This window comes from Cupriavidus sp. OV096 (assembly GCF_900115455.1).
In the GTDB taxonomy this organism is placed as follows: Bacteria; Pseudomonadota; Gammaproteobacteria; order Burkholderiales; family Burkholderiaceae; genus Cupriavidus.
Genome location: NZ_FOWM01000006.1, coordinates 368,375 through 391,891, shown reverse-complemented (window position 1 = coordinate 391,891; position 23,517 = coordinate 368,375). Strand labels below are relative to the sequence as shown.

The window sequence follows — 23,517 nt, the reverse complement described above, 5'->3', positions numbered from 1 at the left end:
CCGTCAGCGCCGCGCGCCGGCGCCCGCGCCGAGGGCGCCAGTCAGGCCGCCGACCAGCCCGCCGACGAGGCCGGTGACTGGGGCGGTGATCGGGGCAAGCGGGTTTGCCGGCTTGCTTCCGCCCGTGCCGCCGCTGGGCGTCGGCGTGGTCGGCGCAGGGGTGGTCGTCGCCGGCGCGTTGCCGCCGGTCAGCCCGGCAACCAGGCCCGTCACCGGCGCAAGCGGGCCGGACGTCCCGGAGCCGCCGCCAGCGTTACCGCCCGTCAGGCCAGACGTGATGCCGCTGACCAGTCCCGTCACCGGCGCCAGCGGGCCAGCGCCGCCGCTGGCCGGGCCGTTCACTGCGCCACCGAGGGACGCCACCGTGTTGCCCGTGCCTGTGACGATGCCGCCCACGCCGGACACCACGGGCTTCTGCGTCGATTGCAGCGAGGTGCCGGCCGTCGCCAGCGCGCCGCCCACCGTGGTCAGCAGATTGCTGACCGGCTGGCCGAGGCCGGTGGCCGCGCCGAGCGTCTGGGTGCTGCTGGTCAGCGTGGACGTGAGCGGCACGATGGCCTTGCTCACGCCGCTGGTCAGCTGCTCGACCGGGCCGGTGGAAAGCGCGGTGCCGAGCTTGCCGCCGGTATCGGTCACGGCGCCGCCGACTTGCGAGACCACGCCGCCGAGCGGGTTGGTGAGCGCCCCGAGCGGCGCCAGCGGGCCGCTGCCGAGGCCGCTGACCGCGCCGCCGGCGTTCGTCACCGCGTTGCCGACCTGGGCGACCACGCCACCGGTGCTGGCCACCGTGGTGCCCAGCGGGTTGGTGGCGTTCGGCATATTGCCGAGCCCGGCCTGCACGCCGTTGCCCAGCGTGTTCACGGCGCTGCCGAGCGAGGTCACCACGCCGGCCAGGCCGTTCTGCGTGGCCGGCGACACCACTGGCAGGTTCGCATCCTTGATGGCCGTGCCGACGTCGGTCACGGTATCGCCCACGCCCTTCACCACGCCGCCGGCGTTGCTGACGATGGTGCTGGTGGGCGTGAGCGCCACCGTGCCGCCGCCGCCGCCGCCGTTGTCTCCACCTCCACCGCCGCCACCGCCGCCACCACCACCGCCGTTGTTGGCCGTATCCGTGCCGGTGCCGCCCGTACCACCCGTGCCGCCGAGGCCGGCGTTGTTGCTGCCCGAGCCATTCGAGCCACCTGAGCCGCTGGTGCCCATCGACGTGGAGCCGCTGCCGCTGGCGCAGCCGCCCAGCACGATGAGCGACCCGAGCAATGCCGACAGGGCGATGTGCTTCGCGAACGTTTGATTGCGCATGACCTTTTCCCTTTTGGTTTTTTCCCGACCTGCCACGAATGCGTGGCGGTACATGCCATGGCGCAAACGGTGTGCCATGGCCGGGAATGGCCGGCAACGGCCTGCGGGCATGCCATGCGAAGGGAGGGAAGGGGGCGCGGAGAGGCGCGTCAGGCAAGCGTTTGCGGGCGGCGGGCTCAAACGCCCGCATGAAGCGGGCGGGGCTGGCGCGCGGCGGCGGCGTGTGGCGTGGGCGGGAACACGTTACGTAGCACGTAACACGCCACACGGCGTTCCGGCAGCGTTCGGCAACGCACGCCGGGGCGCGACGCGATGGCCGGAGCGCCGCGCCGGGCAACGGTCTCCGGGCGGTGGCGAGGGCGTGCGGAGCGCCCGTATTGAACGTGCGCTTGATGCTGGCACACCGCTTGCGCGCATCGGCAAGCCCGAGGGATTCGAGCACACCACACCAGCACACCATAGGAGACAGATCATGAGGTCAACGATGCAACGCGAACGTTCGGTGTCGGTCATCACCATCGCCTGTGGCGCCGTGCTGGCGCTGCTGGCCGGCTGCTCGTCGGGAGGTTCCGGCAGCGGCGCCTCGCCGAACGGGAACAACAACGTCACGCCGCCGCCGGCCACGCCGACCCCGGCTGCCTCGGTGGACACCACGCCCACCGCCAAGGTGACCGAAGGCGCCGGCAATACCGTGGTGGCCACCGGCAATGCCGTGAGCCAGATCGGCCAGCAGGTCAAGGACGCGAATCTGCCGGTGGTGCCGGATGCCGCGCAGAACGCTACCGGCGACGTGGTGATGAAGGCCGGCGACACCGTGGCCACGCTCGGCGTGGGCGTGCGGGAGGGGCTGGGCAAGATCGGCAGCGTGGACAACCCGCTCGGCGTCACTGTCGGCAACACCGGCAACGTGGTCACGCAGGCCGGCAAGACTGTAGTCAGCGCGGGCGATCTGGTCCAGTCGCTCGGCACGGAACAACTCTCGCCGCTGGCGCCCGTGACCCAGCCGGTGGGAGGCGTGGTGCAGACCGTGGGCGGCACCGTCATGCAGGTGGGCGGCAAGCTTGGCGACACCTTGTCCACCGGCCCCGTGGCGCAGCTCACCGGCAGCGCGAGCAAGGCCATCATGCCGCTGACGACCAAGCTGACCGATACCACGCAGACCGTGGGCGGGGCCACCGGCCTGGGCGTCCCGGTCGACAACCTGCTGACCAAGCTGGGTAACACCGTGGCGACTGGCGGCAGCATGCTGACCAACGCCGACAAGCCGATCGTCTCGCCGCTGGGCGGCGTGGTGACGGAGACCGGCAAGACCGTGGCCGCCGCCGGCGTGCTGCTGAACAACCGGAACGGCACGGGGGGCGGCACGGGCGGCAATCCGCTTGGCGGGCTGCTCAACAGCCTGCCGGTCGCCAATGCCAGCGGCAGCGGCGGCACCAATCCGCTGGCCCCGGTGACCGGCCTCGTCGGCACGGTAACCGGCGCGCTGACCAATGCGACCAACGGCACCGCCACCAGCGGCAATGCCGGCTCCCCGCTCAATGGCGTCACCGGCCTGCTGGGCGGCCTGACGCAACACTGACCCCCCCGAGCCTGAAGGTGGCTCGGGACTTTCCCTAGCCATCGCCCGGCTACTTTATGGTGCGCTGTCGTCCTTACCCCGCGCGGCGCATCCTTTTATTTCGTGCCGTGCAGCATCCCGCATCAGAACGTGCAGGACGCCGCACGGCACATTCGCTTTTATTGCCAGCGCGCGAACAATTCGGATCACGCTTTGCGCGGGGTTGCGTTGTTTCAAACGTCTGTCCCACTTTAAGCTAGGCCCCATTGGCATTCCCTTAGTTCCTATGGGGGGTATGGCTGGAGACATAGCATGTCTTATAAATGTTCTACCAGCGCCAAAAACAACAAAATCGCCGCTCAATGAAGCGGCGAACACAACCGGCATCCGGGCAGTGGCGCTGGCGGTCACGCGCAACACCCATCGGGATCGGAACTTCTTTTTTGTCGCTTCGGGAGTGCATCATGAAGAAGAACGTGCTGGCACGTTTCAGCCGCTACCAACGCGGCGCCACCGCCATTGAATATGGCCTCATCGTGGGCCTCATTGCCCTCGGCATCGTCACGGGGGCCACGGCCCTCGGCGACGGCCTCAGCCAGGGCTTCACCCAACTTTCCACCAAGGTCACCACGCTGTTCGGCGTGAAGAGCGGCAGCTAGCAGCCGCCGGCAATCCTCGACCCCTGTTGGCCACGCCGATCGCATCGGCGTGGATCGTCATGGCAATGCACCGGCCGCGGGCAGCACACGGACGGCCGGGCAAGCAACAGTGAGAGTGGTACCAAGTCGCGAAATGGCTGTCGGCGAACCTCCCCCGGCAACGGGGGAGGCCGCGCCTCCGGTTTGGCGCTAACAGAAGAGACCGGGTGAAGCATGTCATTACGGGCGAAGGCGACCCGACGCGGCCACATGGGGGTGGCGGCGCTCGAGTTCGCGATTGTGTTCCCGCTCCTGCTGACGCTGGTGCTGGGCATCGTGTACTACGGCATGGTGCTCGCGCTGCAGCAGGTGCTCACGCTCGCCGCCGAGGAAGGCGCGCGGGCCGCGCTGCGTTATCCGTTGACGTCGAACGGGGGCACGCTCGCCACCACCATCGACCTGCGGGTGTCCGCCGCGGCGCAGGCCGCGCGCGCCACGCTGCCCGATTCCCTCGCCACGCTGGTGCCCGCCGCCGATGTCGCGCAGGCCGTCGCCTGCTCCGCCCCGGCCGGTACCACCTGCGTGCGCGTCACGCTGAACCTGCCCACTACGTCGCTCCTGCCCAGCGTGCCGTTGGTGCCGGTGCCCGCCACGCTGACCGGTTCGGCCGTGGTGCAGATCTCCCCAGACATCTGAGAACGATCGCCGAGAAGAATTCCGAGAACCCAGCCATGTCGATGACACCCGGAGCACCCACATGAACAGCAGGCAGATACGGATGGCGGCCGTCGCGCTGCTGGTGCTGGCGGCGCTGCTGGCGCTGCTGGCCTGGCAGGTGGCGCGTCAGGCCGCGGTGCCGCAGCCGGTGCAGGGCGCCGCGCCCATGCATGCCGTGGTGGTCACCACGCGCGCGGTGGAGGCCGGCAAGCCGCTGCCCGCCGACGCGCTCAAGGTCATGCAACTGCCGATCGACCCGACCGGCGCCTACCAGGACGTAGCGCGCGTGACCGGCCAGGTGCCCGTGGTGGCGCTCGGCGCCAATGTGCCCGTGCTCGAAGGCCAGTTGCTGGCCGGGCTGGCGCGTCAGGTGCCCGAGGGCCAGCGCGCCATGGCGGTGGCGGTGGACGAGGTGATCGGCGTCGGCCATCAGGTGCAGCCGGGCGACTATGTCGATGTCTTCGTCGTCCTGCGCCGCGACAGCCAGGAAATTGCCGACAGCCAGGCGCGCATGCTGCTCTCCCGGCTGCGCGTGCTGGCCTACGGCGCCAGCGCGGTCAACGAGGCGAAGCGAGCCGAGGGCGGCGAGCAGATGATGGCCCGCCGCGAGGGCGCCAAGACGGCGGTGCTATCGGTGCCGCTGGAACAGGTCAGCAAGCTGGTCATGGCGCAGCAGGCCGGACGCCTGACGCTGGCGCTGCGCAACCCCAGGGACGAGACCATGCCAGGCGATGGCCTGCTCGCCGAGCCGCTGGCAAGACTGGTCGGCACGGGGCCGGTGCGGCCTGCGGCGCAGGCCGTGGCACCCATTGCCCCCTCCATGCCAGCCCCCGCCGTGGCGCGGCCGGCATCGAACGACACCCGAAGCGGCGTGGAGATGATCCGCGCCGGCCGCCGAGACATCGAATAACGGACCCCACGGCATGCCCACCCCCACGCGTTACCGCGCCCTCGCACGCCCCGAGGCCTATCTATATAGACGGATGATTCTGGCGATGGCGCTCGCGCTGGCCGCCGGCGCGGCGCTGCTGCCCGCCCGCGCCCCGGCGCAGGAGTCGCCGCCAGCCCCCCGCACGCTGCGGCTGCTGGCCGGCGCGCAGCAGGAAATCCGCCCCGGCCAGCCGCTGGAGCGCGTGGCGGTGGGCAACCCCGCCGTGGCGGACGCGCTGCTGCTCAAGCATCGCGACGGCCCGCCCAGCGTGCTCGTGGTGGCGAAGAAGCCCGGCGCCACCGACCTCAAGCTCTGGACCCGCAACGCCGCCCCGGTCAGCTACACGGTGCGGGTGGACGCCGTGGCGGCCGACGCCGATGGCGCGCAGGTCGATGTCTCGGCGGCCGGCGCCACCATCAGCGGCCAGTCGCCGGACGCCGCCGCCGCGTACCGGGCCCAGCAGGCCGCCCGCGCCGCAGTAGGTGGGACAGCAAGCGGAGCCGACGGCAAGCCGGGTGGCGTGGTCGTCGATCGCTCCACGCTGCCGGTCTCGGGCACGGTGCAGGTCGATGTGAAGGTGGTGGAGATCAGCAAGACCGTGCTCAAGGAGGTGGGCCTCAACTTCATCCGCAACAAGGGCGGCTTCACGTTCGCGCAGTTCAGCCCGTCGTCGCTGACCAAGGTCGATTTCACGTCCGGCGTGGGCACGGCCGGCGAGATGGTGTCGCCGATCAGCAGCGCCTTCAACCTGATCGCCGCATCGGCCTCGAAGGGTATCTTCGCCAACCTGAGCCTGCTGGAGGCCAACGGCATGGTGCGCGTGCTGGCCGAGCCGAGCCTGGTGGCGCTGTCCGGGCAGAGCGCCAGCTTCCTGGCCGGCGGCGAGATCCCGATCCCGGTGCCGCAGGCGCTGGGCACCACCACCATCCAGTTCAAGCCGTTCGGCATCGGGCTGACGGTCTCGCCGACGGTGTTGTCCGGCCAGCGCATCGCGCTGAAGGTGGCGCCCGAGGCCAGCGACCTCGACCCCTCGCGCGGCATCCAGATCAACGGCGCGTCGGTGCCGGCCATCGTCACGCGCCGGGCGGACACCACCGTGGAGCTCGGCGATGGCGAGAGCTTCGTCATCGGCGGGCTGGTCAGCCGCAACACGGTCAGCAACGTCAGCAAGATTCCGTTTCTGGGCGACCTGCCGATCCTCGGCAGCTTCTTCAAGAACCTGAACTTCCATCAGGAGGACCGCGAGCTGATGATCGTCGTCACGCCGCATCTGGTGAAGCCGCTGGCCAAGGATGCGCCGGCGGTGGCGGGCGTGGGTGGCGACGACGGCCGCACCAGCAGCGACCCCAACGTCTGGGGCCGCTTCATGCTCGGCGAGTTCGCCGACCCCACGCTGCCCGGCTTCTCGAGGTAAGACCATGGACGCCCAGACCGAGGTCTTCCTGCTCAACACCGCGCGCGACGACGTGCGCCACTGGCTGGCCGGCGCGCTGGTGGGGCTTGGCACGCTGGTGGTGGAGGCCAGCTCGCAAGAGGCGGTTGCCGACCAGATCAGCGCGCTCCGGCCCGGACTGGTGTTTCTCGATTTCACGGCGCCGCACGCGGTGGCCTCGACGCGCCTGGCCGAACAGGTGACGCGCCTGTTCCCGCAGGTGCCGCTGGTGGCCGTGGGCCACGCCACCGAGCCGGACACCATGCTGGCCGCGCTGCGCGCCGGCGTGCGGGACTTTATCGACCTGCACGGCGCCACCACGCAGGCCAAGGGCGCGGTGCAGCGGCTGATGGTGCCGCGCGCCGCGCTGCGCACCGACGTGCGTGCCGTGGAGCCGGCGCGGCACGGCAAGGTGGTGGCGATGCTGGGCGCGCGTCAGGGCGTGGGCGTGACCAGCGCCGCCGTGAACCTCGCGGCGGCGGTGCGCCAGCGCGGGGCCAGCGAGGTGTTGCTGCTCGACCTCGGCCTGCCGGCGCGCGACGGCGCGCTGTACCTCAATATCGCCCCCGAATTTCATTTCGCCGAGGCGGTGCGCAACCTGCGCCGCTTCGATCAGGTGTTCGTGCGCACCGCGCTGGCGCGCCACGCCAACGGCGTGTCCGTGCTGCCGCTGCCGGGCACGCTGTCCGAGCTGCGCGATGTCTCGTACTCGGAGGCCCTGACCCTGCTGGACCGCCTGCGCGCCTTCTTCGACCTCCAGGTGGTGGACCTCGGCGGCTTCTCCAATGCCGAGTTCATGGCCCAGATCGTCAAGGCGGCCGATGCCGTGGTGATCGTCACCGAGCAGAGCGTGGGCGCCATCGTCTCCGCCGTGGAGCTGGTGCAGGAGCTGCGCAAGCGTGAGATCGAGCGGGACGACCTGCACCTGTTGGTGTCCCGCTTCGACCCGCAGCTGGGCGTGGACGCCGCGCAGGTGGCCGAACGGGTGGGTGTGGCATCGGTCGGCACCCTGCCGGAGCGGCGCGGCGCGCTGCTGCGCGCGGCCAACCGGGGCGCGGTGCTGGCGGACGACGACGCGGCAGACCCCTACGTGCGCGCGCTGGGCACGCTGATGGCGCGGCTGGGCTACGCCGCCGCGCCGGGCGAGGCACGCAGCATCCTGGCGCGGATGAAGGACAGGCTGCCGGAGGCGCTGCGCGCCGTCCGCACCGGCACCTGATCAGGAAGCTGGAATCAAGCTGGAACTGACATGACCCAAGCGATCGAATTTTCGGACAACGCCGCCGCACCGTTTCCTGTCTCGCAGGAGTTCCACACGATCAAGGAGGCGGCGCACGAACACCTGCTCACGCGCATCGAGGAACTCGGCGCCGAGTTCGGCCGATGGTCGCGCACGGCGATTCATCGGTTCGTGGACCTGGAGCTGGAGAGCTTCACCCGGCTGCGCCGCATCCCGATCAACGAGGCCGAGCTGCGCCAGATGGCCGAGGCGCTGACCAAGGAGCTGGCCGGCTTCGGCCCCATCGAGGACCTGCTCAACGACCCGGCCGTGGAAGACATCCTCGTGAATGGGCACCTGGACGTCTACGTGTCGCGCCACGGCGTGCTGGAGCGGATTCCGGTGCGTTTTGCCGATGGCGGACACCTGCTGCGCATCGTGCGCCGCATCCTGGCGCCGATTGGCCGGCGGCTGGACGAGTCCAATCCGATGGTGGATGCGCGCCTGCCGGACGGCGGGCGCATCAACGTGATCATCCCGCCGCTGGCGCTGGAAGGCCCGGTGGTGTCCATCCGCAAGTTCCGCAAGGACCCGCTGACGCCGGCCGACCTGCAGGCGCTGGGCACCATGAGCCCGGAGATCAGCGAGCTGCTGGACGCCGCCGTGCGCGCCCGCTGCAACATCCTGGTCAGCGGCGGCACCAGTTCGGGCAAGACCTCGCTGCTCAACGCGCTGGCCACCTTCGTGCCGGCCACGGAGCGTGTGATCACCATCGAGGACACCGCCGAGCTGGCGCTCAACCACCCGCACGTGGTGCGGCTGGAGAGCCGGCCCGGCGGCTTCGAGGGGACCGGCACGGTCACCATCCGCGACCTGCTGCGCAACAGCCTGCGCATGCGGCCAGACCGCATCATCGTGGGCGAAGTGCGCGGCGGCGAGGTGCTGGAGATGCTCCAGGCCATGAGCACCGGGCACGATGGCTCGATGGGCACGATCCACGCCAGCAGCCCGCGCGAATGCCTGTACCGGCTGGAAATGCTGGCCGGCTTCGCCGGCTTCCAGGGCAGCGAGGTGAGCCTGCGCCGGCAGATCGCCAACGCCATCGACTTCATCGTGCAGATCGGGCGGCTGTCGAGCGGCAAGCGCCGCATCCTGTCGATTACCGAGGTGACCGGCCTGGGCGACAACATCATCTCCACGCAGGAACTCTACCGGCACGAGCCGGTGCAGAACGCGGACGGCACCGAGGGCGACCGCTGGCAGTCGCTCGGCATCCTGCCGCACTCGCCCAAGCTCGCGCGCATGCGGCCCGCGAACTTCGGGCTCGATGACCGGTTCGATCTCTGACATGGCGGTCGCCGGCCTGCTCATCGCCTCCATCGCGCTGGTGCTGCTCGGCACCGGGCTGCTGCTGCTCGCCACGGCCCGCGCGCGCGGGCAGGCGGAGCACGCGCGCGCCCATCTCACCGCCCAGACCGAGCAGGTGCGGGCGCGCTACGCCACCGCCGCCGACCCGGCCCCGCAAGCCGGCGCGCGCGACCTGCGCCGCCGCGGGACCGACCTGCTGCGCCGCGCCGACCTCGCGCCGACCCGCGCCACGGCGCTGCGCTGGGGCACCCCGGTGGCCACGCTGGTGCTGTTCGGCGGCCTGATCGGCGGCGCGCTGGGCGCGGGGGCGATGTTGGTGACAGGCGTGGCGCTGGCGGCTTTCCTGCTCTGGGTGCGCATCCGGCGCGTGCGCGAGAAGATGCTGCGCCAGTTGCCGGGCTTTCTCGATGGCGTGGTGCGGCTGATGACCATCGGCAGCAGCGTGCCGGCCGCCTTCCAGAACTCCGTGGCGAACACCGAGGCGCCGCTGCGCCAGTGCCTGGTGCAGGCCATCCACCTCCAGCGCGCCGGCAAGGAACTCGATCAGGCGGTGCTGATGGTGGGCCGCGCCTATGACCTGTCCGAACTGGTGATCGTGTCGTCGGTGCTGCGCCTGTCCGTGCGCTACGGCGGCCGGGCCGATGTGGTGATGGAGCGCACCGCCACCTTCATGCGCGACCGCGAGGAAGCGCAGCGCGAGCTGATGGCGCTATCGGCGGAGACCCGCCTGTCGGCGTGGGTGCTGGGCCTGCTGCCACTGGTGGTGGCCGGCGGCCTGTTCGTGATGAACGCCGGCTACATCCTGCTGATGTGGCGCGACCCGATGGGCAAGGCGATGCTGCTGACCGCGCTGGGGCTGGAGGTGGTCGGCGCCCTCCTGCTGTATCGGCTGGCCAAGTCGATATGAGGGCGCGCGCATGGGCATGACGATCGACATGACGACCCTGCTCTCGATGAGCCTGCTGGCCGCCGCCGGGGCGGCGGGGCTGCTCGCGTGGCCGCTGGTGCGGCAATGGCGCCAGCGCCGCGCCACCACGCGCACGCTGGACGCCGCGCTGGACCGGCAGGCGGCACGCGCAGCGGCCACGCCAACTTCGCCACCGGCCGCCGCGCCCGCGACAGCGCCTGCCGCATCGCCCGATCCCGCTACGCCGGGCGCACGCTTCGGCGAGATCTGGCTCAGCTCGAAGCTGGGCCGCGCCGTGATCACCGCCGAGGAACAGCGGCTGCTGGAGCAGTGCGGCTACTACGGCGTGCGTCCGCGCGCAGTGTTTGGCGGGCTGCGCGTGGCGGTGCCCGTTGCGCTGGCGATGGCGGTCTTCGCCTGGCGGCTGCCGGTGTCGCTGGCGGGGGCCATCGGCTGGGGCTTCGTCACCTTCGCGGTGGGCTTCCTGCTGCCCAAGCTGGCCCTGCGCCGCCGCGCGAAGCAGCGGCTGGCGCGGGTGGCGGACGAACTGCCGGTGCTGATCGACATGCTGCGGCTCCTGCAGGGCGTGGGGCTGTCTATCGACCAGAGCCTCCAGATCATCGTGGTCGAGTTCGGCAGCATGCTGCACGTGCTCGGCCCCGAGTTGCAGCGCGCGAACCAGCAGTTCGCCTCGGGCCGCTCGCGCGAGCAGACGCTGCAGCGCATCGGCAAGCTGTTCGACGATGAAGACCTCAAGGGCCTGATCACGCTGCTGACGCAGGTGGACCGCCACGGCGGGGCGGTGCAGGAGCCGCTGCGCCAGTTCGGCGAGCGGCTGCAGACCGCGCGCAAGGCGCGCATGAAGGACAAGATCGGCCGGCTCACGGTGAAGATGACCGGCGTGATGGTGGTCAGCCTGCTGCCGGTGCTGCTGATCCTCACCGCCGGCCCGGGCTTCCTGGGCGTGATTCGCATGCTGGCGCGCATGAACGGAGGGCACTGAATGACGAAACCGATGATCGCCATGGTCGTGACACTGCTGCTGGCGGGCTGCGCGAGCCAGAGCCAGCAGAGCGCCGAGGCGCTGGCGCAGCAGGCGGAGGCGCAGATCGCGCTGGCCAAGCTGCGCGACAAGGAGGCCCGCGCCGAGTACAACGACCAGGCCGTCTACCTCGGCCTGATCGCCCGGATGCAGCAGGAGGGGCTGTATTTCGCCTCGCTGGCGCATATCGACGCGTTCCAGCAGCGTTTCGGCACCCAGCCGGGCGTGCAGTTGATGCGCGCCGCCGCGCTGCGCGAGACCGGCCAGGACGACGCGGCGCTGGCCGCCTACCGCGAGCTGCTGAGCACCGACCGCGCCGCCGCCGCGCATCACGGCATCGGACTGGTGCTGGGACGGCAGGGCGATTTCGTGCGCGCCGCCGTTTCGCTGCGGCAGGCCGCCACGCTCGATCCGGTGAACCCGCAGGTGGCCAACGACCTCGGCTACGCGCTGATGCGCGGCGGCGCGCTGCAGGACGCGCGCATTCCGGTGATGCAGGCGCTGCAGCTGGACGGCAGCAACCCCCGCATCGTCAGCAATGCGGCGGTATGGCTGTGGGCGAGCGGCAAGCGCGCCGAGGCCAACGCGATGATGCAGCGCGCCGCCATGCCCGAGACCACGCGGACCGCCATCCGCAAGGAAGGCGACCGAGTCGCCCGCGCGGCGCTGGCCCGCGAGCGCACGCCCGCCACCAAGCCGCTGGCGCTGCTGGCCCCGGCCAACGCCATCGCCATCGCTGCTTCAGGAGCCGCACAATGACCATCCGCCGATTTTCCAGTGTCGTGGCGCTGCTGGCGCTGCTGATCGCCGCGCCGGTATCGGCCCAGCCCGCCGACCCCCAGCCAACGACCGCCCAACTCCCGGTCGGCCAGCAGACGCGCACGCTGTTGGAGATCCAGCGCAACGGCTCGCAGGCCGGCGCGGCGATCCCGCTCGGCGGCGAGCAGGCCGCCATCGGCTATGAGCGATATATGCGCAGCTTCCGCTACGAGCTGCCGGAGTTTTTCACCAGCCAGGCCACCGGCAGCCCACTGCGCGGCGGCGCCGGCAGCGGTACGCCCGCCGTGCCCAACGGGCAGTAAGGCCACGGCCATGCGTCCGCTCCGAGCCCATCGCCACGCGCGCGGCGCCGTCAGCCTGATGGCGGCGCTGCTGATCGCCACGGTCGGCGTAGCCGCGCTGGTGTCGATCGACGTCGGCCATGTGTTCTACAGCCAGCGCCAGTTGCAGAAGATGGTCGATCTGGCCGCGCTCTCGGGCGCGCAGCAACTCAAGCGGGCCGCCGACCTGCCCACCACCACGGCCAGCGTGCTCGGCAGCGTGACGGCGGCGGCGGCGCAGAACGGCTATGCGTCGGGCGTGAGCGCCAATTGCGCCGATGTGGCCGGCGGCGGCGCCGATGGCCTGCGCGCTTGCCTGGGCCTGTGGGACCCGTCCAACCCGGCCAACGGCGACAGCGTGCGCCACTTCAACGCCGCCTATCCGGCCGCCACCGTCTCGCCCAACGCGGTGCGCGTGCAGGCCACCTACACGGTGCCGGTGCTGTTCGTGCTGCCTGGCACGGCATCCCGGCAGTTGCGCGCGGAGGCCATCGCGGCCGGCAGCCCGCCCGTGGCGTCGTTCACGCTCGGCAGCGGCGTGCTCGACGTCTCCACGGCCAGCGGCATGCTCGGCCTGCTGCTCGGCAACACGGTGACCCTGTCCGTGCTGGACTGGAGCGGGCTGGTCGGCGCCAATGTCACGCTGGAGCAGCTTCGCCTGCGGGCCGGCGTGGGCACCATCGACCAGCTGCTCAACGCCACGCTGTCGATCCAGCAGTTCTACGCGCTGGTGCTCGGCGCGGCGGGCAAGAGCGCGCTGCTGAACGCGGCGCTTGGCAGCCCGGTGACGCAGCTGGGGGTGAGCAGCATCGGCACCACGGTGACGCTGGCGAAGATGCTCGATCTGGGCGTGCTCACGCCGGCGGCCTCGTCGGCGGCGGAGGTGGCCGTGAACGTGGCCTCGCTGCTGACCACGGCGGCCTACGTGGCGCGCGGGACCAGTGCGATCGACCTGGACAAGATCTCGGTCAACGTCAGCCTCGGCTCGGTGGGCGGCAAGCTCTATATCGTGCAGCCGCCGCAGGTGGCGGTGGGGCCGGCGCGGCAGTTGCCCGGCGGCACGTGGCAGACCACGGCCACCACGGCGCAACTGGGGCTGTGGCTGGCGGTGAAGGCCAATCTGCCCGTGCTGGGGCTGGCCAGCGCTGACGTCAACCTGCCGGTCTGGGTGCGCGTGGGGCAGGCGCGGGGCGACCTGACCAACGTCCAGTGCGCGGCCAACCCGGCGCAGCGGCGCGCCACGGTCAACGTGATCCCGGACGTGCTGACCACCTGCGTGGCCGATGGGGCGAAGCCGCAGTGCGCGCCGGCGGCGACGGTGGTGGAGCTGGCCTCGGTGAAGGTGCTTGCCGGCGTGCTGTCGACCAGGGTCGTCGCCAATCCCAAGCCGGATGTCACGCCGATGAACCCGCTCAACGACGTGGTGCTGGCGCCGGGCGGCAGCGCCACCACGTCATCGACCAAGCCGTTGTCCCGCGCCATCACGGACATGGTCCGCAACCTCAACCCCGATGTGACGGTGGGCCTTGGCGTGCTGGGCATCCCGCTGAACGTCGGGGCCTTGCTCGATGCCCTGCTGCCTCCCATCGCGGGCCTGCTGGACGCCCTGCTTATCCCGCTGACGTCCACGCTCGGCATCCGGCTCGGCAATGCCGACCTGTGGCTGAACGGGGTCGATTGCAACAACGCCGAACTGGTCTACTGAAGGTCTACTGAAGCGAACCATCATGAAAGCCGACCGCTGGGCCTACGAGACCCTGGAAGTCTATGTCTGGGAAGGCAAATACGAGATTGCCGACCGCGTGGCGCGCTTCCTGACGCCGCTGGGCGTGGAGGTGATCCGCGCCGGCGCGCTGGACGCGCTGCCCGCCGAGCCGCGCGTGAAGCCGTGCATCGCTGTCATCAGCGCCTCGGCCATCGGCGCGGCCAAGTTCACGCTCGACTGGGAGGCCGCGCACGGCATGCCGGTGATCTGGGTGGGCGCGCCGGACCGGGAAGTCGACCCCGGCCGCTTTCCGCCCGAGTACGCGCACATCCTGCCGCACGACTTCACCGGCGCCGACCTGCGCACGCAGATCGGCAAGCTGATGCCGCAACTGCTGGCCGCCGCCGCTACCGGCCCGGACGTGGCCGACCTCGTCGCCGGCTCGCCGGCCATGCTGCAGCTGATGTCGCACGTCGACACCTACGCGGACTTCGGCAGCAACGTGATGCTGTACGGCGAGACTGGCGCCGGCAAGGAGCGCATCGCGCGGCTGTTCCACGAGCGCAATACCCGCTACGGCAAGGGGCCGTTCGTCGCCGTGAACTGCGGGGCGATTCCGGACGGGCTGTTCGAGTCCCAGTTCTTCGGCCACGCCAAGGGCGCGTTCACGGGGGCGATGTTCGCCCACCGGGGCTACTTCGAGCAGGCCACCGGCGGCACGCTGTTCCTCGATGAAATCGGCGATTTGCCGCTGTTCCAGCAGGTCAAGCTGCTGCGGGTTCTGGAGGAAAACGCGCTGACGCGGCTGGGATCGACCATGCCGGTGAAGCTGGACTTCCGGCTCGTGGCGGCCACCAACAAGGACCTGCGCGAGGCGGTGAGCCAGGGCCGCTTCCGCGCCGACCTCTATTTCCGGCTGGCCGTGATCGAGCTGCGCATCCCCAGCCTGGAGGACCGTGGCGCGGCGGACAAGGTGGGCCTGCTGGTGTCCTTCCTGCGCCATATGCTCGGCCCGGCCGGCTTCGACGCCCTGCCGCCGCTGCCGGACTGGCTGCGCGGCGCCGTAGGCACGGCGTTCTTCATCGGCAATGTGCGGGAGCTGCGCAACCTGGCCGAGCGGATCGGCATCACCGTGCAGCAGTGCGGCCATTGGGACGAGGAACGCATCCGCCCGCTGTTCCGCGCGCTGCGCCCGGGTGCCTTCGACGGCACCGAGCGCGCCGACCCGCGTGGCGACGCCGAGGAGCGCCGCCGCATCATCGCGGCGCTGGACGCCAACGGCTGGCGCCGGCAGGACACCGCCGCCTGCCTCGGCATCAGCCGCAAGGTGCTGTGGGAGAAGATGCGCAAGTACCAGATCGCCGACAGCGAAGCGGAGCCGGCCTGAGGCAGCGACCACACAGGGGAGGGGATACAGGGGGATGCGGCGCCGGGGGCTGCAACGTTATGATGCGGGACCGCGCGGCCCGGCCGTGCTTCTCGCGCCACGGCGCCGAAGGATTCAGATTGCGTTTTCTCCACACCGCCGACTGGCATCTTGGTCGGCTGTTCCACGCCCGCAGCCTGCTCGAAGACCAGGCCCATGTGCTCGACCAGTTCGTCGCGCTGGTCCGTGACGTACGGCCAGACGCCGTGCTGATCGCGGGCGATGTCTACGACCGCGCCGTGCCACCGCCCGAGGCCGTGGCGCTGCTGGACGACGTGCTGGCGCGCATCGTCGTGGAGGCGGGCGTGCCCGTGGTGATGATCGCCGGCAATCACGACAGCGCGCACCGGCTCGGCTTCGGCGCCCGCCTGATGGCCGCGCAGGGGCTGCACGTGGCGGGGCGCACCGGGCCGCAGGCCAGTTGCGTGACGCTGCACGACGCCGATGGCGAAGTGCGCATCTATGCGCTGCCCTACGCGGAGCCGGCCGCCGTGCGCGATGCGCTCGGGCTGGACCTGCCCAGCCACGAAGCGGCGCTTCAGGCACAGCTGGCGGCCATCCGCGCCACCCATCCGGCCGGTGTGCGCGCCGTGGCGGTGGCCCACGCCTTCGTGGTGGGCGGGACGGTGAGCGAGTCGGAGCGGCCGCTTTCCGTCGGCGGCAGCGGGGCGGTGGCGGCGGAGGTGTTCGCCGGCTTCGATTTCGTCGCGCTCGGTCACCTGCACCGGCCCCAGACCATCGGCGAGCGGGTGCACTACTCGGGCTCGCTGCTCAAGTACTCGCTGTCGGAAACCGAGCACATGAAGTCGGTGTCGCTGGTGGAGATCGACGGCGCCGGGCAGGTGACGATCGAGCCGATCGCCCTCCAGCCGCTGCGCGACCTGCGCGTGCTCCAGGGCGAACTGGCCACGCTGCTGGCGCAGGGCATGGACGACCCGCGCCGCGACGACTATATCTATGCAGTGCTGTCCGATACCGGCGCGCTGCTGGACCCGATGGCGCGGCTGCGCCAGGTCTACCCGAATGCGCTGGCGATGGAGCGCACGGTGCTGGCGCGCACCGGGCAGGCCAGCGCGGCGGGGCGGCAGTTGCGGGAACTCGATACGGGCACGCTGTTCGCCAACTTCTTCCGCGAGGTAGCGGACGCGGATCTTGACGGCGATCAGCGCCGGACGCTGGACGACCTGCTGGCCGACATGGCCGCGGCGGAAAGGGAATCGGCATGAAACCGCTGCACCTGACGCTCCAGGCATTCGGCCCGTTCGCGGCCACGGAGACCATCGACTTCACAAAGCTGGGCGATCAGGCGTTCTTCCTGATCCACGGCCCCACGGGCGCCGGCAAGACCACGCTGCTCGACGCGATCTGCTTCGCGCTGTACGGCGACACCTCGGGCGGCGAGCGCAACCCGCAGGACATGCGCAGCGCCAACGCCGATCCGGCGCTGCGTACCGAAGTCACGCTGGAATTCTGCCTGGGCGCCACGCGCTACCGGGTCACGCGCTCGCCCACGCAGGACCGGCCGAGCCAGCGCGCGGCCGGCGGCTTCGTCAAGGAGGCCGCCAAGGCGCAGCTCGACGTGATGATGGACGACGGCTGGCGGAGCAAGGCGACCCAGCCGAACCGCGTGGGCGATGCCGTGCGCGACCTGCTCGGCTTCGACAGCGCGCAGTTCCGGCAGGTGATCGTGCTGCCGCAGGGGCGCTTCCGCGAACTGCTGACGGCGGACTCGCGCGCGCGGCAGGCGATTCTGGAGCGGCTGTTCCGTACCGAGCTGTATCGCCGCGTGGAGGAGCACCTCAAGGATCAGGCGGCAGGCATCCGGCGCGAGGCCGACGAGATCGGGCTGCGCCGCCGCACGCTGCTGGAGCAGTACACGCTGCCGTCGACGGAGGCGCTCGCGGAGCGCATCGCCACGCAGCAGGAGGCGCTGCTGGGCTTGCAGCAGCGTGAAGCGCTGGCGCGCGCCGCGAGCGAAGCGGCGCAGGCGTCGCTGCGCAAGGGCGAGATGGAACAGGCGCAGCGCACGGCGTGGCAGGAGGCCGAGGCCACGCACGCGCGCCTGAGCGCCCGTACGCCGGCCATGGATCTGGAGCGCGCCCGGCTGCGGGCCGCCCAGCGCGCGGCGCACATGACCCCGGTGGCGCGCAATGCTGAGGCGGCGCGCCGCGAGCAGGGCGCCTCCCGCGAGGCGCTGGCCCGGGCCGAGGCCGCCGCCGCGCGCGCCCGGCTCGAGGCGGATGCCGCCACCGTCGCCCTGCGTGCCGAACTGGCCCGCGCCGAGGAACGGCAGGCGGCGCAGCGGAGCGCGAGGACGCTGGAAGACCTGCTGCCGCGTGCGCGGCAGCTTGGCCTGCTGCAACACGCGCTGGCGCAGGCCAATGCCACCCTGACCCACGCGCAGGCGGCGCACGCCAAGGCTGTGGCGGCGCTGGATGCCGGCACCAAGCGCCAGCAGGCGCTGGACGAGGCGCTGGCGCAGGCGCGCGCCACGGCGGCCCCGCTCGACGTCACGCGGCTGCAGCGCGACAACGCGCGCGAGCGCCTGGCGCGCATCGGCAAATATCGACAGGTGGAAGTTGCCCTGCCGCCGCTGCGCGCGGCGCAGACGGCTGCCCAGACGCAATGGACCCGGGCCACCGCCGCACGCGACAACGCGCGGGCCGCGCTGGCGCAGTCGGAAGCCGCCTGGCGCGTGGGACAGGCCGCGCGGCTGGCTGCCGGGCTGCATCGTGGCGATGCCTGCCCGGTGTGCGGCGGCACCGATCACCCGGCGCTGGCGCAGCAGGTGCTGGCGCTGGTGACCGATGACGACCTCGACGCGAGCCGCGCCGCGCTCCAGCGTGCCGACGAGGCACTCGCCGAGGCCACGGCGGCATGCCAGAAGGCCGATGCGGACGTGGCGCAGGCCCAGCAGCGACTGGCCGATATCGCTGAATCGATCGACGATGGTTCGGAAGACGGCGCGCGCCGGCTGGAGGCCGACGTGGCTGCACTGTCCGCCGCCGTGACGCAGGCGGAGGCGGCAGCGCGCCGAGCGCAGGAACTGGAAGCGGCGGCCACGCAGGGCCGGGCGGCGCTCGCCACCAGCGAGGCTGCCGCCAGCGCCGCCGATGCGCAGGCGCGCGCCGCCGCGCAGGATCAGGCCAAGCGCGAGGGCGAATGGCAAGCCGCCAGCGCGCAGGTGCCAGCCGAATCGCGCGATCCCGATGTGATCGCCACATCGCTCGAAGCGGCCCGCCGCCATGCCGGCGCGCTGGAAGCGGCGTTGGAAGTGGCACAGGCTGCGGACCGGCAGGCAGCGGCGACGCTCTCCGGCAGCCAGGCCGCGCTGGCATCGGCCCAGCAGCACGTGGCCCAGGCCGACGCGCGTACGGTCCAGTGCGACACCGAGTTGGCCGATGCGCTGGCGCAGGCCGGGTTCGCCGATGTCACGGCCTATGCCGCCGCCACGCTCGCGCCGGACGCCATCGCCACACTCGACGAAGCCGTGCGCCGTTTCGATATCGATCTGGCCACCGCTGCCGAGCACCGCGCGCGCACCGCCGCCATCGCCCAGGCCATCGCCGCGCCGGACCTGCCCGCGCTGCTGGCTGCGCGTGACACGGCGGCCGTGCAGTTGGAGGATGCCATCCGCCAGCGCACCGAACTCGCCGCCGCGCGCGACGCGCTGCTGCAATGCCAGGCCCTGCTCGATGCGCTGGCCGAGGACAGCCGCGATGTGGAGGCGCGCTACGCCGTGCTGGGCCGGCTCTCGGAGGTGGCCAACGGCAACAATCCGCGCCGCATGACGTTCCAGCGCTTTGTGCTGGCGACCCTGCTGGACGAGGTGCTCGAGGCGGCGTCGCTGCGGCTGATGCGCATGAGCCGGGGCCGCTACGCCTTGCAGCGCGTGCGCGAGCAGGGCGACCAGCGCGTGGCGGGCGGGCTCGATCTCGAAGTGTTCGACCATGACACCGGCAGCGCGCGGCCCGCCAATACGCTGTCTGGGGGGGAGGGGTTCCTGGCCTCGCTGTCGCTGGCGCTGGGGCTGGCCGATGTGGTGCAGTCGCGCGCCGGCGGCATCCAGCTCGACACGCTGTTCGTGGACGAAGGTTTCGGCACGCTGGACCCGGAAAGCCTCGATTTTGCGATCCGCACGCTGCTGGACCTCCAGCAGGCGGGCCGGCTGGTCGGCATCATTTCGCACGTGACCGAGTTGCGCGAGCGCATCGATGTGCGGCTGGAGGTACGCCCCGGTGTGAGCGGCAGTCAGGCCGTGCTGCGTCTACCCTGAAGGGATGGCGGCCACCCCTCGCGGGCGGGTGCGATTATCGCCCGCCACGGGACCGGCCGCCTTGACCCTGTTTCCGCGCCGGGTGTAACCTTTGTTCAGTCTGCGAATTGGAGTTCGAATAGCGAACTTTCAGCAGGATTCGCAGGTTTCAGATGCACTCATGGCCGCACACAGACGGCCGCCAAGACAACACCAAGATTGTTGGACCCGGTCTGCGCCCGCCACCATGCCCCAGGCATGGGACAGACGGCGCGGACGCCCCGTCCTGCATGACGCCGGAGACAGTTTTGCGTGCCGCCCCCTTGCGGCTGGTCCCGGCCCTCGCTGCCGGACTTTTCCGTACTGGAACGCAAGTGATCAACAAGCTATATGACTCGGTGGAAGCGGCAGTGGCCGGTATCCACGACGGCGCCACGATCCTGATTGGCGGCTTCGGCATGGCCGGCATGCCGGCCGAGCTGATCGACGCGCTGATCGCACAAGGCGCACGCGACCTCACCATCGTCAACAACAACGCCGGCAACGGCGACACCGGCCTGGCCGCGCTGCTCAAGACCAAGCGCGTGCGCAAGATCATTTGCTCGTTCCCGCGTCAGGTGGATTCGTACGTGTTCGACTCGCTCTACCACGCCGGCGAGATCGAGCTGGAACTGGTGCCGCAGGGCAACCTGGCCGAGCGCATCCGCGCCGCCGGCGCCGGCATCGGCGGGTTCTTCACCCGCACCGCCTACGGCACCCCGCTGGCCGAAGGCAAGGAAACCCGCATCATCGACGGCAAGGGCTATGTGTTCGAGTCGCCGATCCACGCCGACTTCGCGCTGATCAAGGCCGACACGGCGGACCGCTGGGGCAACCTCACCTACCGCAAGACCGCCCGCAACTTCGGGCCTATCATGGCCATGGCCGCCAAATGCGCCATCGTGCAGGTGAGCCACATCGCGGAACTGGGCGAGCTGGACCCCGAGCACATTGTCACGCCGGGCCTGTTCGTCAAGCGCGTGGTCAAGATCGAAGGCGCCGCCCAGGCCGCCAAAGCCGCCAACGCCGATCAAGCCGCCTGAAGCCAAGGAGATCACAATGAACCGCCTGACCCGCGACCAGATGGCCGCCCGCGTGGCCCAAGACATTCCCGACGGTGCCGTGGTGAACCTCGGCATCGGCCTGCCCACCCTGGTGGGCAACCACCTGCCGGCCGACCGTGAAATCCTGCTCCAGAGCGAAAACGGCCTGCTCGGCATGGGCCCCGCGCCCGCGGCCGGCCAGGAAGACGGCGACCTGATCAACGCCGGCAAGCAGCCGGTGACGATCAAGGCCGGCGGCTCCTACTTCCACCATGCCGACTCGTTCGCGATGATGCGTGGCGGTCACCTCGACTTCTGCGTGCTGGGCGCGTTCCAGGTCTCGCAGACCGGCGACCTGGCCAACTGGCACACCGGCGCGCCGGGCGCCATCCCCGCCGTGGGCGGTGCGATGGACCTGGCCATCGGCGCCAAGCAGGTGTTCGTGATGATGGAACACCTGACCAAGCAGGGCGAAAGCAAGGTCGTGCGCGAGTGCACCTACCCGCTGACGGGTATCGGCTGCGTCACGCGGATCTACACCGACCTGGCGACCATCGACGTGACGCCGGACGGTCTGGTCGCCCGCGACCTCGTCGACGGCCTGAGCTTCGACGAACTCCAGCGCCTGACCGGCGTGCCGCTGCTGCAGCCCGTGGCCGCCTGACCCATACCAAAGACGAGTGAGACAGAACATGACTGACGCTTTCATCTGCGACGCCATCCGTACCCCCATCGGCCGTTATGCCGGCAGCCTGTCCGCGGTGCGCCCGGACGACCTCGGCGCCGTGCCGCTGCGCGCCCTGATGGCGCGTAACCCGAACCTGGACTGGTCCGCCATCGATGACGTGATCTACGGCAACGCCAACCAGGCTGGCGAGGACAACCGCAACGTGGCGCGCATGTCGTCGCTGCTGGCGGGCCTGCCTGACGCCGTGCCCGGCGCCACCATCAACCGCCTGTGCGGCTCCGGCATGGACGCCACCGGCACGGCCGCGCGCGCCATCAAGTCCGGCGAAGCCACGCTGATGATCGCCGGCGGCGTGGAAAGCATGAGCCGCGCCCCGTTCGTGATGGGCAAGGCCACCTCGGCCTTCTCGCGCGATGCGCAGATCTTCGACACCACCATCGGCTGGCGCTTCATCAACCCGGCGATGCGTGCCGCCTACGGCGTGGACTCGATGCCCGAGACCGCCGAGAACGTCGCCACCGACTACAAGATCAGCCGCGAAGACCAGGATCTGATGGCGCTGCGCAGCCAGGAGAAGGCTTCCCGCGCCCAGGCCGACGGCACGCTGGCCCAGGAAATCACGGCGGTCACCATTCCGCAGAAGAAGGGCGACGCCATCGTGGTGGAGCGCGACGAACATCCGCGTGCCACCAGCATGGAAGCGCTGGCCAAGCTCCGCGGCGTGGTCCGCGCCGACGGCACGGTCACCGCCGGTAACGCCTCGGGCGTGAACGACGGCGCCTGCGCCCTGCTGCTGGCCAGCGAGGCCGGCCTGAAGCAGCACGGCCTGACCCCGCGTGCCCGCATCGTCGGCATGGCGACTGCCGGCGTGGCGCCGCGCGTGATGGGCATCGGCCCGGCCCCGGCTACCCAGAAGCTGATGAAGCAGTTGGGCATGTCGCTGGACCAGATCGACGTGATCGAACTGAATGAGGCGTTTGCTGCACAAGGGCTGGCCGTGCTGCGCCAGCTCGGCATCGCCGACGATGACAAGCGCGTGAACCCCAACGGCGGCGCCATCGCGCTGGGCCACCCGCTCGGCATGAGCGGTGCCCGCCTGGTGACCACGGCGATGTACCAGCTGCATCGCACCGGCGGCCGCTACGCGCTGTGCACGATGTGCATCGGCGTGGGCCAGGGCATCGCCATGGTGATCGAACGCGTCTGACCGTTGCTGAACGTGTCCTGACGGGCTTGAGGGGCGCCGGGCGCCCCTCAAGTTTCGTCCGCTTCCTGCCGTTTACCCGGATGGGAAGTTTCAGTGGTGTCTCTTCCCCAACGAGGTAGAGCAATGCGGCCGGGCCGACGGGCTCGCCGGCTGGCCGCATCTTTTTCTGACGGACCCGGCTGAAGTTGCCGGTACGGAGTACCGAGATGTCCCTTCCCGTTGCCACGCTTATCACCGGCGCCAGTTCCGGTATCGGCCGCGCCATCGCCGAAATGCTGCTTGCCGATGGCGTGACCCAGGTGGTCAATGTCGATTACGCGGAACCCGCGTGGTCGCACCCCAACATGACGTTCTTCCAGGCCGACCTGACCAACGCCGACGCCACGCGCGCGGCGGCGGCGCAGGTGACGTCGCGCTTCGCCGTGACGCGGCTGGTGAACAACGCCGGCGCCACCCGCCCCGGTACCGCCGACACGGCCACCACGGCCGACCTAGACTACGTAGTGGGCCTGACGCTGCAGGCCACCATGCTGCTCACCCAGGCCTGCCTGCCCGCGATGCGTGCGGCCGGCTTTGGCCGCATCGTCAACATGGCCTCGCGCGCGGCGCTGGGCAAGCCCGACCGCGTGGTGTATTCCGCGGTCAAGGCCGGGCTGGTTGGCATGACCCGAACGCTGGCGATGGAGCTGGGCGGCGACGGCATCACCGTCAACGCCGTGGCACCGGGTCCCATCGCCACCGAGCTGTTCCGCCGGAGCAATCCGGAGGGCAGCGAACAAACACGGCGCATCCTGGCAAGCATCGCCGTGAAACGAATGGGAACGCCGGAAGACGTGGCGCGTGCCTCGCTCTTCTTCCTCTCGCCCGAGAATGGTTTCGTGACCGGACAGGTGCTGTACGTCTGCGGCGGAACCACGCTGGGCGTGGCGCCCGTATAAGA

General features: G+C 70.7%; 20 protein-coding genes. 19 read left to right on the top strand and 1 reads right to left on the bottom strand.

Annotation, left to right across the window (positions count from 1 at the left end; genetic code table 11):
• Positions 1 to 3: 3 nt before the first annotated feature.
• A complete protein-coding gene (locus tag BM115_RS16650; RefSeq protein ID WP_092296034.1) occupies positions 4 to 1,302 on the bottom strand; it encodes a collagen-like triple helix repeat-containing protein in 1,299 nt (432 codons plus the stop codon).
• Between the two features lie 484 nt (positions 1,303 to 1,786).
• Here BM115_RS16650 and BM115_RS16645 point away from each other — a divergent pair, with 484 nt between their 5' ends.
• From BM115_RS16645 to BM115_RS16555, 19 genes are all read left to right on the top strand, one after another.
• Entirely contained in the window at positions 1,787 to 2,881 is a 1,095-nt protein-coding gene (locus BM115_RS16645) for a collagen-like triple helix repeat-containing protein (protein ID WP_255370858.1), read from the top strand.
• A 443-nt stretch (positions 2,882 to 3,324) separates the two neighbouring features.
• Positions 3,325 to 3,519 (top strand): Flp family type IVb pilin, encoded by a 195-nt coding sequence (locus tag BM115_RS16640; RefSeq protein ID WP_092296028.1) that lies wholly within the window; start codon positions 3,325 to 3,327, stop codon positions 3,517 to 3,519.
• A 213-nt stretch (positions 3,520 to 3,732) separates the two neighbouring features.
• On the top strand, positions 3,733 to 4,194 hold the full coding sequence (locus BM115_RS16635) for a TadE/TadG family type IV pilus assembly protein (RefSeq protein WP_092296026.1): 462 nt from the start codon (positions 3,733 to 3,735) through the stop codon (positions 4,192 to 4,194).
• 61 nt (positions 4,195 to 4,255) lie between these two features.
• Positions 4,256 to 5,125, top strand: a complete 870-nt coding sequence (gene cpaB / locus BM115_RS16630; protein ID WP_092296023.1) for a Flp pilus assembly protein CpaB — start codon at positions 4,256 to 4,258, stop codon at positions 5,123 to 5,125.
• 73 nt (positions 5,126 to 5,198) lie between these two features.
• Complete coding sequence (locus tag BM115_RS16625; protein WP_369823445.1) at positions 5,199 to 6,560, top strand: type II and III secretion system protein family protein; 1,362 nt, start codon at positions 5,199 to 5,201, stop codon at positions 6,558 to 6,560.
• A gap of 4 nt (positions 6,561 to 6,564) precedes the next feature.
• The gene (locus tag BM115_RS16620; RefSeq protein WP_092296017.1) at positions 6,565 to 7,797 is read left to right on the top strand and encodes a MinD/ParA family protein; all 1,233 of its coding nucleotides are present in this window, start codon (positions 6,565 to 6,567) and stop codon (positions 7,795 to 7,797) included.
• Positions 7,798 to 7,827: 30 nt separating this feature from the next.
• Positions 7,828 to 9,144: a CpaF family protein gene (locus BM115_RS16615; RefSeq protein ID WP_092296014.1), complete on the top strand. Its 1,317-nt coding sequence runs from the start codon at positions 7,828 to 7,830 to the stop codon at positions 9,142 to 9,144.
• Position 9,145: 1 nt separating this feature from the next.
• Positions 9,146 to 10,072 carry a type II secretion system F family protein gene (locus tag BM115_RS16610; protein WP_092296012.1) on the top strand — a complete coding sequence of 309 codons (927 nt, stop codon included), beginning with the start codon at positions 9,146 to 9,148 and terminating at the stop codon, positions 10,070 to 10,072.
• Positions 10,073 to 10,094: 22 nt separating this feature from the next.
• Positions 10,095 to 11,075: a type II secretion system F family protein gene (locus tag BM115_RS16605; RefSeq protein ID WP_092296253.1), complete on the top strand. Its 981-nt coding sequence runs from the start codon at positions 10,095 to 10,097 to the stop codon at positions 11,073 to 11,075.
• Entirely contained in the window at positions 11,076 to 11,873 is a 798-nt protein-coding gene (locus BM115_RS16600) for a tetratricopeptide repeat protein (protein WP_255370857.1), read from the top strand. It abuts the gene before it with no gap.
• Entirely contained in the window at positions 11,870 to 12,196 is a 327-nt protein-coding gene (locus BM115_RS16595; protein WP_092296009.1) for a DUF3613 domain-containing protein, read from the top strand. The genes BM115_RS16600 and BM115_RS16595 overlap by 4 nt, the downstream gene beginning before the upstream one ends.
• Positions 12,197 to 12,206: 10 nt before the next feature.
• Complete coding sequence (locus BM115_RS16590; RefSeq protein WP_255370856.1) at positions 12,207 to 13,919, top strand: TadG family pilus assembly protein; 1,713 nt, start codon at positions 12,207 to 12,209, stop codon at positions 13,917 to 13,919.
• A 22-nt stretch (positions 13,920 to 13,941) separates the two neighbouring features.
• Complete coding sequence (locus BM115_RS16585) at positions 13,942 to 15,306, top strand: sigma 54-interacting transcriptional regulator (RefSeq protein WP_092296006.1); 1,365 nt, start codon at positions 13,942 to 13,944, stop codon at positions 15,304 to 15,306.
• Between the two features lie 119 nt (positions 15,307 to 15,425).
• Complete coding sequence (locus tag BM115_RS16580; protein ID WP_092296244.1) at positions 15,426 to 16,571, top strand: exonuclease SbcCD subunit D; 1,146 nt, start codon at positions 15,426 to 15,428, stop codon at positions 16,569 to 16,571.
• The gene (locus BM115_RS16575) at positions 16,568 to 19,621 is read left to right on the top strand and encodes an AAA family ATPase (RefSeq protein WP_092296003.1); all 3,054 of its coding nucleotides are present in this window, start codon (positions 16,568 to 16,570) and stop codon (positions 19,619 to 19,621) included. The genes BM115_RS16580 and BM115_RS16575 overlap by 4 nt, the downstream gene beginning before the upstream one ends.
• A gap of 353 nt (positions 19,622 to 19,974) precedes the next feature.
• Positions 19,975 to 20,682 carry a 3-oxoacid CoA-transferase subunit A gene (locus tag BM115_RS16570; protein WP_092296000.1) on the top strand — a complete coding sequence of 236 codons (708 nt, stop codon included), beginning with the start codon at positions 19,975 to 19,977 and terminating at the stop codon, positions 20,680 to 20,682.
• Between the two features lie 16 nt (positions 20,683 to 20,698).
• Entirely contained in the window at positions 20,699 to 21,346 is a 648-nt protein-coding gene (locus BM115_RS16565) for a 3-oxoacid CoA-transferase subunit B (RefSeq protein WP_092295997.1), read from the top strand.
• Between the two features lie 28 nt (positions 21,347 to 21,374).
• Entirely contained in the window at positions 21,375 to 22,577 is a 1,203-nt protein-coding gene (gene pcaF / locus BM115_RS16560) for a 3-oxoadipyl-CoA thiolase (RefSeq protein WP_092295994.1), read from the top strand.
• Positions 22,578 to 22,783: 206 nt separating this feature from the next.
• On the top strand, positions 22,784 to 23,515 hold the full coding sequence (locus tag BM115_RS16555) for an SDR family NAD(P)-dependent oxidoreductase (protein ID WP_092295991.1): 732 nt from the start codon (positions 22,784 to 22,786) through the stop codon (positions 23,513 to 23,515).
• Positions 23,516 to 23,517: the final 2 nt, after the last annotated feature.